The sequence below is a fragment of the Kitasatospora humi genome (assembly GCF_020907985.1).
Classification (GTDB): Bacteria; Actinomycetota; Actinomycetes; order Streptomycetales; family Streptomycetaceae; genus Kitasatospora; species Kitasatospora humi.
Window position 1 is genome coordinate 66,365 of the sequence record NZ_JAJJPA010000007.1, and the last position, 14,049, is coordinate 80,413.

The following is a 14,049-nucleotide window of genomic DNA, read 5'->3' on the forward strand; positions in this document are numbered from 1 at the left end:
GGGTGGCGTCCCCGCTCAGGCCGCCGCGGGGTCGGGCACGTGGTGGGGGATCTCCACCCGGGAGCGCAGTTGGAGTTTGGCCAGGATCCGGGAGACGTGGGTCTGCACGGTGCGGCGCGGCAGGTTGAGCTCGGCGGCGATCTGCGGGTTGGACAGCGGCCGGGCCGCCAGCAGGGCGATGCGCCGCTCGGTGGCGGTGAGGGCGTCCCAGCCCCGCTGCGGGCCGTCGAGTGCCGCCGACAGGCTGCTGACCACGCCGAGCCGCCGGTACCCGGCCAGCGCCTGGTCGGCGGCGGCCTCGGCCTTGCGGTGCTCACCGGCGGCGCGGTGCGCGAGCACGGCGTCGTGCAGCGCCTGGGCGCTCTCCAACGGCCGGTCGGTGTGCTGGTAGTAGGCCGCCACCTCGTGCAGCGCGGCCGCGTCGCCGGCGAGCAGCGCCGCGCAGTGCGCGGCGCTCTGCCGCCAGTACGGCACGGCGGCGCGCTCAGCCTCGGTGCGGCAGATCCCGGCCGCTCGGCGGGCGGTGGCGCGGTCGCCGGCGGCCAGCGCGCACCGGACCAGCTGGGGCAGCCAGCGGAAGCGGGCGTCCTGGTCGTTGACCCGGGCCGGGTCGAAGTGCTCCAGCAGGGCGGCCACGGCCTCGGCCGGCCGGCCCGCGCGGTCGGCCGCCACGGCCCGGGCCAGTCGCTGCCACTGCCCGGCGTGGACGTCGTACTCGCCGCCCGGCATGCCCGCGCACTTGTCGAGGTGGAACCGCAGCCGCTCCTCGTCCCCGCGGTACGCGGCGATGACGGCGAGCATCCCCTGGAGGAGGTAGAGCGACCAGTTCTCCGCCGGGTCCTCCTCGACGAGGTGCTCGACCTCGGCCGTCGCCTCGTCCCAACGCCCCTGCCGGAACCGGAGTTCGAAGAGGTCCAAGGTGGTCGCGTGCGGGGTGGCGCCGCCGAGCTGCCCGATGGTCGCGAGCAGCGACTCGACGGCGTCCTCGGTCTCGCCGCACCGGTCGAGCTGGTGCAGCGGGAGCAGCGTGCCGCCCTGGGCGATGGCCAGCATGAAGCGCAGCGAGGGGTCGCGGCGAAGCGCGTCGACGGCCTGGCCGGCCGCCCGGAGTGCGGCGGCCGGGTCCTCGCTGATCAGGAACTGGGACTTGAACCAGCAGGCCAGCCCCACCGCGAACCAGGCGCCGCAGGCCGTGCCCAGCTCGATGGCCCGGTCGGCGTGGCGGTGCGCCGCCTCCTTGTCGCCCAGGTTGTCCTCGGAGGTGGCCACGGTGGCCCAGATGGCGGCGACCCACTCGGGCGGCACGTCGCCCCTGGCGACGACCTGCTCGGCGAGCTCGACGACCTCGGTGAACCGGCCGCTGCGCTGCAGGTGGACGGTCAGCCGGTAGCTCGCTTCGCCGATCGCCGCGGGATCGGCGCTGTCGGCCAGCAGGCGACGGCACGACTCGGCCGCCTCGTCGTGGCGTTGCAGCCGCTGCAGGGCGGTGATCAGCGCCAGGTGGACGGCGGCGGCCGGCGCTCCGGTGCGGTCCGCGGTGAGCAGCGGTGACAGCAGCTCGACGGCGATGGCGGGAGCACGGTTGACCAGGGTCTCGGTGTGCTCCGTGAGCCAGCCCAGGGCCCAACTCCCCTGCGGCGCCCAGCCGCGGACCTCGCCGGCCGCGGCGGCCTTCGCGAGCTGGCGCAGCACCCCGTCGAGCGGCAGGCCCGCTTCCTGCAGGCGCTGGGCCGCCCGGGCGTGCAGCGACGGCCGCAGCGCCCCCGGGATCAGCTCGTAGAGCGCCTGCTGGAGCAGGGGGTTGCGGAAGGCCGTCGTGGCGCCGTCGTCCGCCAGCAGGCCGGCGGTCACCGCGTCGGCGAGCAGCCGCGCCACGTCGCGCGCCTCGCCGTCCACGACCGCCAGTGCCTCCTCGGTGCCGCAGTCCGGCCCCAGCACGCTCAGCGTCTGCAGGAACTCGCGCTGCTCGGAGGGCAGATGGCGGATCCGGTTGCGCACCGCGCCGGTCAGCGTGGGGCCCTGGAGGTCGGCCGCCAGGTCGAGCCCGGGGCGGCCGTCGCCGGCCGGGCGCAGCAGCTCCTCGCGGGTGACGTGGGCCAGGAACTCCGCGGCGTGCAGCGGATTGCCCCCGGTGTCCAACAGCAGCCGGGTCAGTCGCGGGCCGGGCACCGCCCCCAGGGCGTGGGCGGCGAACCCGGTCAGCGCCGGCCCGTCCAGCGCCGCCAGCCGCACCACCGGTCCGCGCTGTCGCAGCCGGCCGCGCCGCAGCGCGTCCGCCGCGGCCGACGCACCGCGCAGCCGCATGGCGCCGACCAGCAGCAGCGGCAACTGGTCGGCGTACCGCGCCAGTCGCTGCCACCAGAGCGCCGAGGCGTCGTCCACCCACTGCAGGTCGTCCAGGCTCAGCAGCAGTGGCCGCTCGGTGCACGTCCGCTCCGCCAGGCCCAGCAGCCGCTCGACCAGCGCCGGTACCGCGTCCTGCCGCGCCCCGGCACCGACCCGCAGCAACCGCCGGATCTCCGCCCGCTCGGCGTCCGCGTCCGCGTCCGCACCGCGCCGGTGCACCCCCAGCGCATCGAGCACCGGCGACAGCGGCAGCCCGCCGGCCGCCTCGTCGCAGGTGCCGCGCAGCACCGTGAACCCGGCGGCCCGGGCCCTGGCCTCCAGCGCCCGGGTCAGCGAGGTCTTGCCGATCCCGCCCTCGCCCTCGATCAGGACGGCCGCCCCGAAACCCCGCTCCGCCCCGTCGAGCAGCTCCGACAGCCGCGCGATCTCCTCGTCCCGCCCGAACAGCACTTCCTCGCGCGCCGCCACGTCACCTTCCCCAGGGAACCCGTCTTGCCGCGGCAAGCGTACGTGGCCCCGGCGGCGGGTCAGCCGGCCGACGTCGGCGCGGCATCGCGCCCCCTCACCGGCGACGAGCGCCTGGGAACGGGACCGGCGGAGTCAACCACCCGCCGCGCGGACCGAGTTGTGCTGGGCGGGCTCGGTTCAGCCGCCGAACCGGATCGACTCGATCTTCTTGTCGAACCCGATGGTGCCGAGGTCGGCGATGCGGGCGGTCACCACGGCCGAGGTGCCGGTGCAGTCGCGGCCGGTCCAGATCTTGACCGGGCCGCCGCTGAGGTCCAGCGAGGAGGCCGAATCGGGGATCGAGACGTTCTGGCACCCGGGACCGGCGATGTTCTCCGAGCCGTGGGGTTCGGTGAAGTTGACGCCGGTGTCCAGCGTGACCACGCCATTGCCGAGCACGACCGGGGCGGCGGCGGCGGTGGAGGCGGCGGTGGTGGGCGAGGGGACGCCGCTGGAACCGCTGGGCGACGCGCTCGTGCTGCCGCCCGCGGCCGTGCCCGCACCCGCACCCGTGCTCGCCGGGGCGGCGCCCGGCGATGCCGAACCGGACGCCGACCCCGACGCCGACCCCGACGGCGCCGCGCTGCCGCCGTCCGCCGGCAGGACCTTCGCTCCGTGCGGCGACACCGCGAACCAGGTGCCGCCCACGCCCTCACCGTTGACCTGGCCCGGCGCGGTGTCCTTGCTGAACCGGTAGACCGGCCAGCCGCCGATGGTGACCTGGCGGCTGCCGTCCGAGCGGGTCACCACCCCGACCTGGGAGGTCGGCACGCCGTCGACGAAGATCCGCGAACCGGGCTGCACCAGCACCGGCGGCCAGGTGGTCGCGCAGGCGCCGTCGCAGACCGACTTGGACGGCTTCGCCGAGTCCTTGTCGAACCGGTACAGCGTGAAGCCCGCGCCGTCGTGCACGACCGGGGTCAGCCCGCCGGCCGAACCGGCGGTCAGCTGCACCCACTTCATCGCCTCCGGCGAGTTGCGCGGACCGGTGTAGAGGTCACCGGTGTTGGGCGGCGCGCCGTTCTGCGTCGCGGTGCCGTTGCGGTACTCCATACCGGTGTCCGCGTCGGTGCCCTGCCGGCTCTCGCCGGCCTTGCCGCCCTCCGGCGTGACGGCGAACCAAGTGCCACCCGCGCCCTGGCCGCCGGTCTGGCCGGGCGCGGTGTCCTTTCCGTACCGGTACAACGGCCAACCGCCGAGCGTGACCTGCCAGTTGCCGTCGTCGCGCCTGACCACGCCGACGTCGGACCTGGCCACGCCGTCCAGGAAGATCCGGGCGCCCGGCTGGACCAGCACCGGCGGCCAGGCCGCGGCGCAGGCGCCGACGCAAGCGGACTTCGACGGGTTCGCCGAGTCCTTGTCGAACCGGTAGAGCGTGAAGCCCGCGCCGTTGTGGACCACCGGGTTGAGCGCCCCGGAGGCGCCCGCACTGAGCTGCACCCACTTCAGCGCGGCCGGGTTGCCCGCCGGGCCGGTCGCGAAGTCGCCGGTGCCGCCAGGGGCGTTGTGCTCCTTCGCGGTGCCGGGCTGGTAGTCCACTGGTGCCGTGGTCGTCGTCGCGGCGGCGCCGGGCTTCGACGCCGTCCCGTCTCCCGAACAGCCCGTCAAGGCCGCCATGCCGGCCGCCAGTACGGCTGCGGTCAACGCCACCCGGGTTCGAATCATCTGCCATTCCCCACAGTTCAGCGGGCCGCGTGCTGTTCGCGACCGTTCGGGATCCGTTACGGACCTCGGCGGCGGAATTCTCAGTCGGCTCCGGAAACGACCGCGTGAGGTGGATCACGGGACCGACTGGTGAACCGGGCGGCCGGCGCGCTCGTCAAAGCCGGGCGCGGATTCCCGCGCCCTTGCCGACACCGTTTCCCATGTCGTTTGCCATGCGGATACCCACACCGTTTCCGCTCGGTAGCAACGGCCGTGACCCGCCTTTCCGCCACCGAACGCTGCCGCGCGGGCCGGTTGCCCGAATTGCGCGGAGCCGGCGCCTGAGGCGTGCCCGCCGGTGCGCTGCCACCGCGGCTCGACAACGCCTCGAAGGGGCTGCCCGCGCGGTGCGGGCAGCCCCTTCGTCGCGGCTCGCGTCGTCAGACGGGGATCGACAGCAGCTCCCGCCCGTCCGCCGTCCGCACCTCGAAGTGGTCGAGCTGTCCGTGGGACAACGAGGTGCCACCGTGCACCACCAGGTCGTCCGGGTGGCCCGGAGTGCCGTAACCGACTGGCGGTACGGACCAGTTGGTCACCGTCTCCCGCCGGCCGCCCTTCGACACCGCCACCAGCGAGCAGGTGAGCGGACCGCCGATCCCGCTCAGCCGGAGCGCCACGTGGGTCCCCCAGGCCTTGTCCTCCAACGCCACCGCCCCCGAGACCCGGGTGACCGGGTCGGCGGCCCGGTGCTGCTCGCCGGTCATCATCAGCATCACGGCGGGACTCGGGGTCGGGCCCGCGGCGGGCGGGCCGACCACGCTCCCCCCTCCCAGGCACAAGGTGACGAACGGCAGTGCGAGGAGCAGCGCGGCGCCGGCGGTGAGGGCCGCGGCGACCCGCCAGGTGCGGCGGTGCCGCTCACGGGCGAGGTCGGCGAGCAGCTCGGTGAGCACATCCTCGGTGAGCGCTTCCTCGGTGCGCACGCCCTCGTCGGGCACCCCCTCGTCGGGCATCCCCTCGTTGGGCACCCCCTCGGTGAGCACAGCCTCGTCGGGCAGGGAGTCGTCAGGGACAACGGGCGGTGCTTCGCCCGGCGTTGGCACATCGACGTAGCCGACCGGGGGCTCGACCGGTTCCACCGGCTGCCCGACCAGCGGGAGCAGCAGATCCCGCACTTTCTGGAAGGAGTCGGCCTCGCCCAGGCAGTAGTCGCAGGTCAGCAGGTGCTCCTCGAACCGGTCCCGCTCCGCCTCGTCCAGTCCGCCCAGCACGTACGCGCCGAGCTCGGCGCAGGCGGCACTCCGGTTCACGCCGACTCCTGTTCTTCGAGTTCTTCGAGGGCGAGCGCGAGGCGGTGGAGCCCGTAGAAGACGCGGGACTTCACCGCCTGCGGGGGCAGACCGAGCAAGTCGGCGGCCTGATGGACGGTCCGGCCCTTGAGGAACGACTCCGTGATCGCCTCCCGCTGCTCCACTGGCAACGCGCCCAGGGCCTCGGCGATGGCCGACCGGCCGGCGGAGTCCGCGCACGACGGCGCCGGCAGCACGCCACTCGCCCCGGACGGCCCCGGCGGCGCGGCCGAGGCCGGGGCCGGAGCCGGGGCCCGGGCCGGGGCCGGGGCCGGGGTCGAGGCCGGGGCCGGGGTCGAGGCCGGGGCCGGGGTCGAGGCCGGGGCCCGGGCCGGGGCCGGGGCCGGGGTCGAGGCCGGGGCCGGGGTCGAGGCCGGGGCCGGGGTCGAGGCCGGGGCCGGGGTTGACGCGGGCTGACGCCATGGCGGCAGCAACCTGCGCCGCATGCCGCCGGCCGGGGCCGCCAGTCGGCTGACCTCGGCCGCCAGCCGCTCACGGACCTCACGGTCCGGCGCCACGACCGGCCGTCGGACGACCGCCAGCAGCGCCAGTCTTAGCAGTTCCGCCGCCCGCGCCCGATCCCCACCGGCCGTGGCCAGGGCGTGCGGGTGCACGGCGCCGGCATGTCGGGCATGCAGCGCCCGCGCCACCCGGCGCTCGTCCGCAGGGTTCGTCAATGTCCCAGTCCTCGTGCTCGCGGCCCCGGCCACCGCCTTCGGCGACCGGCCACTGCTGCATGACGGACGGGGATGGCAGCCGGTTCACCGGTGCTCATGGTCTTTTTCCGACGGGCCGAGGCTCCCAGCGCCAGGTCAAGTGCGCGCCGTGACGGTCGACTTCGAGGGCGACCGGGGTACGCACCACAGGCAGCCGGCGTCTTCCGGTCTCGCGGCGGGGAGCGGTGCTCTGCGCTACAGTCCGCCCCACGAGCGAGCACCGGCACCTTCCTTTCGGGAACTTCACGGCCATCAGCACGGCGCTGGAGGTCCGCGAGCAGCTCGTCGGCCCAGTGGCTGATGCTCTGACGCACTGGGCGGCGCGGGAGGCGGCCGAGTCCGTGCTGTACGTGGACACCGATCCCGGCAAGGCGGACACCACCGTGTTCTGCGAGGTCTACGACGTTCCGCCGGAGGTTTCCGCGAACTGCGTGGTGGTCGCGGCCAGGCGCGGCGGGGACGTCACGCTGGCCGGGTGCCTCGCCCTCGCCAGCACCCGCGTGGATGTGAACAAGGCCGTCCGCACGCACCTGGGGGCGCGCAAGGCGTCGTTCGCCCCCATGGACACCGCGGTCGAGCTGACCGGCATGGAGTACGGCGGCATCACACCGGTCGGCCTGCCGAGCAGTTGGCCGCTGCTGATCGACGAGGCGGTGGCCGCCGCGCCGTACGTCCTCGTCGGCAGCGGGCGGCGTCGCGGCAAGCTGATCCTCCCCGGCTGGGCACTGTCCCGGCTACCGGCGGCCGAGGTGCTGCCGGGCCTGGCTGCGTGAGGGTGCGGACAGCACGGGGCACCGAGCGAACCCGGTGCGGCCGACCGGCCCGCACCATTGCGATGCCGCGCGCCGTCCTCACGTGCGCCTCACCACCAGTCGTCACCGCCGTGCGTACGGCGCCGGCCCGGTGTGCGTCCCGATCGGCCGGGCCGGCCCCACCGCCGGCGAGGGGCAGTGGTCATCCGGCGTAGACGTCCTCGACGTACCTGCCGTGCTTGACCAGCTCCTGGAGCCACTTCCAGGCGCCGGCCTCGTCGGCGTCAGGCGTGTGGTCCAGGTAGAGGGCCTGGAAGGCGTCGCGCACACCGGGGGCCATCCGTGCGCCGTCCCCGCAGACGTAGACCTCGGCCCCGGCCTGCAGCAGCTGCCACACCTCCTCCCCCTCGGCCGCGATCCGCTGCTGCACGAAGCGCAGCCCGTCCACCGGGGCTTCGCTGAACACCGGACGCATCGAGACCGCCCCGGCGAGTTCGGCGGTCCGCAGCTCGTCGGCGTGCAGGTAGTCGGCGTCCGGGCGGTCGCAGCCGAAGTAGCACAGCGCCGGGGCCAGTTGGGCGCCGCCGGCGAGCAGGGCGCGGCGGTCGGCGATGGCACCGCGGAACGGGGCCAGGCCGGTGCCGGCGGCGATCATGATCACCGGGGTGCGGTGGCCGATCCGGAAGGCGTCGCGGCACGGCTGGATCCGGGCGAGCACGCTGTCACCGGGCCGGACGCGTGCGAGGTGGCCGGAGCCGGTGCCCCGGTAGGTGCCCCGGCCCGACCGGGCGGGGCCTTGGAGCAGCGAGACCATCAGGTCGATCCGGCGCGGGTCGTCCGCCGGCGATGACGACACCGAGTAGTGGCGCGGCCGGATCGGGGGCAGCAGTTCCAGCAGGACGGGCCAGGTCAGCGCCTCGCGCAGGGCCGGATGGTCCTCGATGAGGTCGAGCAGCGTCCGGGGGTCGTCGGCGGCGACGGCCCGCAGCGCGGCCCGCTCGGGCGGGCAGGGGTTGAGCTCGGCCAGCACGGCCGGCTGGCCGGCGGTCGGACGGTCCTGCAGCTCGACGTGGTGGGTGAGCAACTCCCGTACGGTCAGCGGCCGGTCGACGGCCAGGCCGCTGCGGCGGGGAGCGGTGATGCTGAGCACGGTGTCCGGGTCGGCGCCCAGCGCCCGGACGGCGCGTTCGACCAGGGCGGGGTCGTTGGCGGGGAGCACGGTGAGGTGGTCGGCGGTGCGGTAGGTCGCGCCGTCCGGCAGCGCCAGCCGGACCAGGCGCTTGACCCTCGGGTAGGCCGGGTCGGTGAGGGTGTCGACGTCGGTGACGGTCATCGCCGTCATCCCGTGCCGGGCCGCCAGCGCGTCCAGCGGGCCGCCGGTGAGCTCGGTGACCTGGTACCCGTCCGGTTCGGGCAGGGCGGCGGCGGTGCTGTCCGGGTCGCCGTGGCGCTCCAGCAGGGCGGTGCGCAGCGCGGCGGTGAACGATTTCACCGTGCTCGCCAGGTCTGTGGAGGCGTCCGCCTCGGCCCGCTCCAGCAGCCGGGTGCCGCCGAGGGCGGCCAGCCGGTCGTCGATCAGGGTGGGGACGCGCTGGTAGGTGGCGGCCCAGTTGCGGTCGCCGACGCCGAGCACCGCGTAGCCCACGCCGTCCGCGGCGCCCTCGGCCGCGCTCTCCAGCCACTCGACGAAGGCGGCGGCGTCGTCGGTGGGTTGGCCGTTGTACGAAGCCGCGGTGATCACCACGGTCCGGTCGGCGGGGAGCGCACCGGCGTGCGCGTCGAGCGGGGCGACGACGGTGTCGCAGCCGATCTCGGCCGCCGCGTCGGCGAGTTGCCGGGTGAACTCGCGACAGGCACCGTAGTTGGAGCCGTGCAGGAGCAGCACTCCGGTGCCCTGGCGGACCCGGGCGGGCAGCCCGCCGTCGGTCGGTTGCGCCCGGACGGCTGCGGCGGGACGTGCCACGGGAGTGCGCCGGGCCAGCGTGAGGGCGAAGCCGTCGGGCTTGATGGTGAGGGTCTGCTTGATCGCCAACTGGTAGCCGGTGTGGTCGATCAGCCGGTAGCGGTGGACCAGCATGGCGAGCAGCATGGTGGCCTCGTGGAGGGCGAACTGCCGTCCGATGCAAGCGCGTTCGCCGGTTCCGAAGGGCTTGAAGGCGTGTAGCGAGCGGGCCGCCTCGGCCTCCGGGTCGAACCTGGCGGGGTCGAACAGCTCGGGGTTGTCCCCCCAGACCGGGTCGCGGTGCAGCATCGGGACCAGCACCATCACGGACCGGCCGGCGCGCAGTGGGATCCGGCCGCCGAGCAGGGTGTCCTCGCGGGCCTCACGGAAGAACGTCGGAGCGGTCGGCCACAGCCGCAGCGACTCGAGGAGCACCTGGCGGGTGTGGCGCAGGCGGGCGACGTCCTGGTACGACGGCTCCGGGTCGGCCTGCTCGCCCCACAGCCCGTCCACCTCCTGCTGGAGCAGCCGGAGCGCGGTCGGGTGCTTGACCAGGTGGTACAGGGCGAAGGCGAGCATGCCGGAGGTGGTCTCGTGGCCGGCGATCAGGAAGGTGATCACCTGGTTGCGGATGTTCTCGGCGTCCAGCGTGGTGCCGTCGACCGGGTGGGCGGCCTGGAGCATGAGCCCCAGCAGGTCCTCGGCCCCGTCCTGTGCCTCGCCCTTGGTGCGGGCGGCGATCACCTCGTCGATCACCGAGGCGAGGTGATCGGCGTCGACCCGGAAGGCCTCGTCCCGCTCGGAGTAGTCGACGCCGGGGACCCGGGTGATCCTGGTCATCGCCCATTCCAGGCAGCGCACCATGGCATCGACGAAGGGGTGCGGTTCAGCGCTCTCGAACGAGCCGAAGTCGAAGCCGAATCCGGCCAGTCCGATGGTGTCCAGGGTCATCCGGGTCATGTCGCCCGGCACGTCCACGGGTTCACCGGTGGCCGCCCGGCGGTCCCAGGAGTCGATCAGGCGGCGGGCGACCCGCAGCATCACCGGGTGGTAGGTGCGCATCGAGCCGAGTGCGAAGGCCGGCATCAGGATGTCGTGGGCCTTGCGCCAGTTGGGCTCGTGGTTGTACGCGGTGAACAGGCCGTCCCCGGTGAACTCCCGGACGTTCTGCAGGCCCGGCCCGACGGCCTTGGTGAACCGCCGCTCGTCCGCCAGCTCGGTGGCCAGCTCCAGGTCGCTGACCACCAGGAGGTCGTTCCCGTGCATGCGCTGCACGAAGGCCGGTCCGTACTGCCGGGCCAGCTCCATGGTGCGCAGCGTCGGCGCGGCGGCCGGGCGGGCCTGGGAGAGGTCCACCACGGGGATCGGGCCATCGGTGCTGACGGCGTGCGGGGGTGGCATGGTCTCGGTCATGGCGCGGGTCGCCTTCCGCAGTAGGAGATCGGCAGTTGGAGTCACCAGTGCCGCACGAGCGGACGAGTGGATCCGCCGGCGGCCGATCTCCACTGTGGGCTTCCCGAGGAGGCTTGGCGGCCTGCTCGACTACATGATTCTGTAGTGTCGGCAGCGAGGATGTCCTTGCCGTCACGGCGTCAGATGTGGCTTGCGCCACAGGATCGGAGTGCCGGTATGGATCCCGACGTGGACGAGCTACCCGAGCCGCACGAACTGCGAGAACTGCGAGAACTGCACGAGCGGCGTGGGCGGCACGAGCTGCCCGAGCGGCGCGGGCAGTACGGGCGGAACGGGCGGCACGAGCTGCCCGAGCTGCCGGCGGAAGCGCTCCCGGAGGACCCGCGTGAACTCGCGATCCTCTGGCGCAACCGGTTCCTGCAGCTGTTCGACCACCTGCCGCTGCCGGTAGCGGTGTGCGACACGGTCGGCCGCATCCATGTCGTCAACCGGGCGATGGGCGCCGAACTCGGCCAACTGCCAGGGCGTCTGCGCGGACGGAAGATCCTGGAGCTGCTTCGGCCACAGGGCAGCGGAGCGCTGCGGCCGGTCTTGGAAGCGCTCCGGTTGCACCGTCGCTCCCAGTACCCGATCGAGGTGCTGTTCACCGCCCACGACGGCACCGAGCGCCGGGGCGAACTGACCATCGAGCCGGTCAGCGACCTGCCGGACGACGGCCCCAAGCTGCTGCTGTGGCTGCGCACCCCGGGCGCTTCGGCCGCCGCACCGCCCGCCCGGTCGGCCGGGCGGGTGGCGCAGCGGGTCAGCCGGATCGAGGCCCGCATCCTCGCCGCGGCGGCCCGTGGCGCCACCACGGCGCAGACCGCCAAGGAGGTCGGCCTCACCGTCGACGGCGTCAACTACCACCTGACGCGCCTGACCCGCCGCTGGCGCGTCCCCAACCGCACCGCCCTGGTGGCCCGTGCGTACGCCACCGGCGTGCTCGCCCCGGACAGCTGGCCACCCCGCGCGACCGCCGTCGACACGCCGCCGAGGTGACCGGGAGTCCCCGGGCGGTTCCGTCGCACGGCGATCGCCCGTGCCTCTTCGAAGGGCCCGGCCCCGGAGCCCGCGCATTTGTGAGATCCGTGGTCGGTCGGTTAACGTTTTCCGCACGGCAAGGGCCTATAGCTCAGACGGTTAGAGCGCTTCCCTGATAAGGAAGAGGCCACAGGTTCAAGTCCTGTTAGGCCCACCGGTACGAAATGCCCGGAGTGGAGACCCGCTCCGGGCATTTCGGCGTTCAGCGGTTCGCCACCGCCGGCCCCGCGCGGAACCCGGGCGCCCCTGTCGCTGACGGCGGAACTCGGATGTCTCACTCCCACCCGCTGAAAGGCTGGAAGGTGTGGGGAGTGCTCGGGAAGTGGTGGTCGCTGAGGATCTCGGACCGGATTTCTCCGGTGAGCGCGGAGAGCAGGAACCGGGCGAAACCCATGTCGAGGTACTCGTACCAGTCGCCGCGGGCCTCATTGATCACGATGGTCCAGTCGTCAGGGTGCTGCCCGGGCCTGACCAGCCAGTACAGGAACTCGCCGTTGTCGGTCGACGCCCATGGGATGAAGCGGGCGCCGGGCTCATCCAGCACGGCGGGCTTCTTCTCCGAACTGCTCCAGAGGTAGTCGAACGCCTCGCTTCGCACCTCGGCCTCGTGGACCAGGTCGTAGTGTTCGTTGGCGCTGTCCGGTTCCAGCACGTACAGGTAGCCGTCGACGTGGCCGCCGCCGCGCAGCTCGATGAATTCCTTGTAGTCGCGGGGAAGTTGGGTTCCCAACCGGTCCGCAACGGCCGCCCAGTCCTTCGGCTGCCCGGCGGGGGCTCCCGGGAGGAACCGGGCCAGTTGGTCGGCGGCGTTGTCCATGACGGCTCCTACGTCGGCTGCCCCGGTCTTTCGCCGGAGGTCCTGATGGGATGCCACCTTCTCAAAGGCCGCCGACAACCACCGAATTGTTCGGATCACGGACCGGCTCGGCCGCCGTGCGCACCTCGCCCGGCGGTGCGCTCGGTCGAGACCAGGGCCGTGCGGCGAGGCCCCGACCGCCGGAGGAGCGGCGAAGGGCCCCGACCGCCGGAGGAGTGCAGCGATGGCAGGAGGTCGGCCGCCGCGGACCACCAGTGCGATGGGTGCGTGGCGCGCGGAGTGCGGGCGGCGGTGGGTCGGCGGAGGCTGGAGTCGAGGGAAGTCCGAACGGGATTCCGACGGAAGTGACTCGATCATGAAGGCACTGACCTACCACGGCCCTGGACACCGGGTCTGGGGCGAGGTCCCCGATCCGGTACTGCGCGATCCCGAGGACGCGATCGTGCGCGTCGACGCGGTCACCATCTGCGGCACCGACCTGCACATCCTCAAGGGGGACGTCCCCGAGGTCACCGAGGGGCGGATCCTCGGCCACGAGGCGGTCGGCACGGTGGTCGAGACCGGCCCGGGGGTACGCACCGTCAAGGCGGGCGACCGGGTGCTGGTCTCCTGCATCTCCGCCTGCGGCCGCTGCGGCTACTGCCGGGCCGGCAGCTACGGCCAGTGCACCGGCGGGGGCGGCTGGATCCTGGGCCATCTGATCGACGGCACCCAGGCGGAGTTCGTCCGCACCCCGTTCGCCGACACCTCGCTGCACAGGCTGCCCGCGACGGTCACCGACGAGCACGCACTACTGCTGGCGGACATCCTCCCCACCTCGTTCGAGGTGGGAGTCCGCAACGGCCGCGTCGCGCCCGGCGACACGGTGGCGATCGTCGGTGCCGGCCCGATCGGCCTGGCCGCGATCATCACCGCCCGCCTCTACAGCCCGGGTGTGATCATCGCCGTCGACCTGGCGGACAACCGGTTGGCGGCGGCCGAGCGGCTCGGCGCGGACGTGGTGCTGAAGGCCACCGCCGCGGACGGTCCCGCGATCCGCGCGCTGACCACCGACGGGCTCGGCGTCGACACCGCCATCGAAGCGGTCGGCGTCCCCGCCACCTTCGAGCTCTGCACCCAGGTGGTCCGCCCCGGCGGCCGGGTCGCCAACGTCGGCGTTCACGGCAAGCCGGTGACGCTCCACCTGGAAGAGTTGTGGATCAAGAACGTCACCATCACCACCGGCTTGGTGGACACCAGCAGCACGCCCCTGCTGCTCGGCCTGCTGGCCGCCGACCGGTTGCCGGTCACCGGTCTGGTCACCCACCGGTTCGGGCTGGACGAGATGCCGGACGCCTATGACGTCTTCAGCGGCGCCGCCGGCAGCGACGCCGAGAGCGACGCCGGCGGCACCGGAGCGCTCAAGGTGGCGCTCTTCCGGGGCTGACCGGCCGTCGACACCCGGGGCCGACACTGTCAGGGGCTGTCAGGGGCTGACCGGGGC

The 14,049-nt window shown here is 73.8% G+C and carries 10 protein-coding genes and 1 tRNA gene; 5 read left to right on the forward strand and 6 right to left on the reverse strand.

What is annotated here, in order from left to right:
• Positions 1–15: 15 nt before the first annotated feature.
• From LN042_RS09725 to LN042_RS09740, 4 genes are all read right to left on the reverse strand, one after another.
• Entirely contained in the window at positions 16–2,814 is a 2,799-nt protein-coding gene (locus LN042_RS09725) for an ATP-binding protein (RefSeq protein ID WP_230050491.1), read from the reverse strand.
• Between the two features lie 177 nt (positions 2,815–2,991).
• Positions 2,992–4,518, reverse strand: a complete 1,527-nt coding sequence (locus LN042_RS09730) for a hypothetical protein (protein ID WP_230050493.1) — start codon at positions 4,516–4,518, stop codon at positions 2,992–2,994.
• A gap of 419 nt (positions 4,519–4,937) precedes the next feature.
• On the reverse strand, positions 4,938–5,807 hold the full coding sequence (locus tag LN042_RS09735; protein ID WP_230050495.1) for an anti-sigma factor family protein: 870 nt from the start codon (positions 5,805–5,807) through the stop codon (positions 4,938–4,940).
• A complete protein-coding gene (locus LN042_RS09740; protein ID WP_249800845.1) occupies positions 5,804–5,977 on the reverse strand; it encodes a sigma factor-like helix-turn-helix DNA-binding protein in 174 nt (57 codons plus the stop codon). The genes LN042_RS09735 and LN042_RS09740 overlap by 4 nt, the downstream gene beginning before the upstream one ends.
• Positions 5,978–5,996: 19 nt before the next feature.
• On the opposite strand from LN042_RS09740, the gene LN042_RS09745 reads away from it, so the two are divergent.
• Positions 5,997–6,263 carry a hypothetical protein gene (locus tag LN042_RS09745; protein WP_230050498.1) on the forward strand — a complete coding sequence of 89 codons (267 nt, stop codon included), beginning with the start codon at positions 5,997–5,999 and terminating at the stop codon, positions 6,261–6,263.
• A gap of 550 nt (positions 6,264–6,813) precedes the next feature.
• Positions 6,814–7,335, forward strand: coding sequence for a YbaK/EbsC family protein (locus LN042_RS09750; protein WP_230050783.1), 522 nt, complete (start codon positions 6,814–6,816; stop codon positions 7,333–7,335).
• 181 nt (positions 7,336–7,516) lie between these two features.
• Here the strand turns inward: LN042_RS09750 and LN042_RS09755 are convergent, their stop codons facing one another.
• On the reverse strand, positions 7,517–10,669 hold the full coding sequence (locus tag LN042_RS09755; RefSeq protein WP_230050500.1) for a bifunctional cytochrome P450/NADPH--P450 reductase: 3,153 nt from the start codon (positions 10,667–10,669) through the stop codon (positions 7,517–7,519).
• Positions 10,670–10,885: 216 nt separating this feature from the next.
• Between LN042_RS09755 and LN042_RS09760 the strand changes: the two genes are divergently transcribed.
• Together LN042_RS09760 and LN042_RS09765 are read left to right on the forward strand one after the other, a co-directional pair.
• Complete coding sequence (locus tag LN042_RS09760) at positions 10,886–11,707, forward strand: PAS domain-containing protein (RefSeq protein WP_308191784.1); 822 nt, start codon at positions 10,886–10,888, stop codon at positions 11,705–11,707.
• A gap of 122 nt (positions 11,708–11,829) precedes the next feature.
• A tRNA-Ile gene (locus LN042_RS09765) sits at positions 11,830–11,903 on the forward strand.
• 120 nt (positions 11,904–12,023) lie between these two features.
• On the opposite strand, the gene LN042_RS09770 is transcribed toward LN042_RS09765, so the two are convergent.
• The gene (locus tag LN042_RS09770; RefSeq protein WP_230050501.1) at positions 12,024–12,566 is read right to left on the reverse strand and encodes an SMI1/KNR4 family protein; all 543 of its coding nucleotides are present in this window, start codon (positions 12,564–12,566) and stop codon (positions 12,024–12,026) included.
• Between the two features lie 355 nt (positions 12,567–12,921).
• Between LN042_RS09770 and LN042_RS09775 the strand changes: the two genes are divergently transcribed.
• On the forward strand, positions 12,922–13,992 hold the full coding sequence (locus tag LN042_RS09775; protein ID WP_230050503.1) for a zinc-dependent alcohol dehydrogenase family protein: 1,071 nt from the start codon (positions 12,922–12,924) through the stop codon (positions 13,990–13,992).
• Positions 13,993–14,049: the final 57 nt, after the last annotated feature.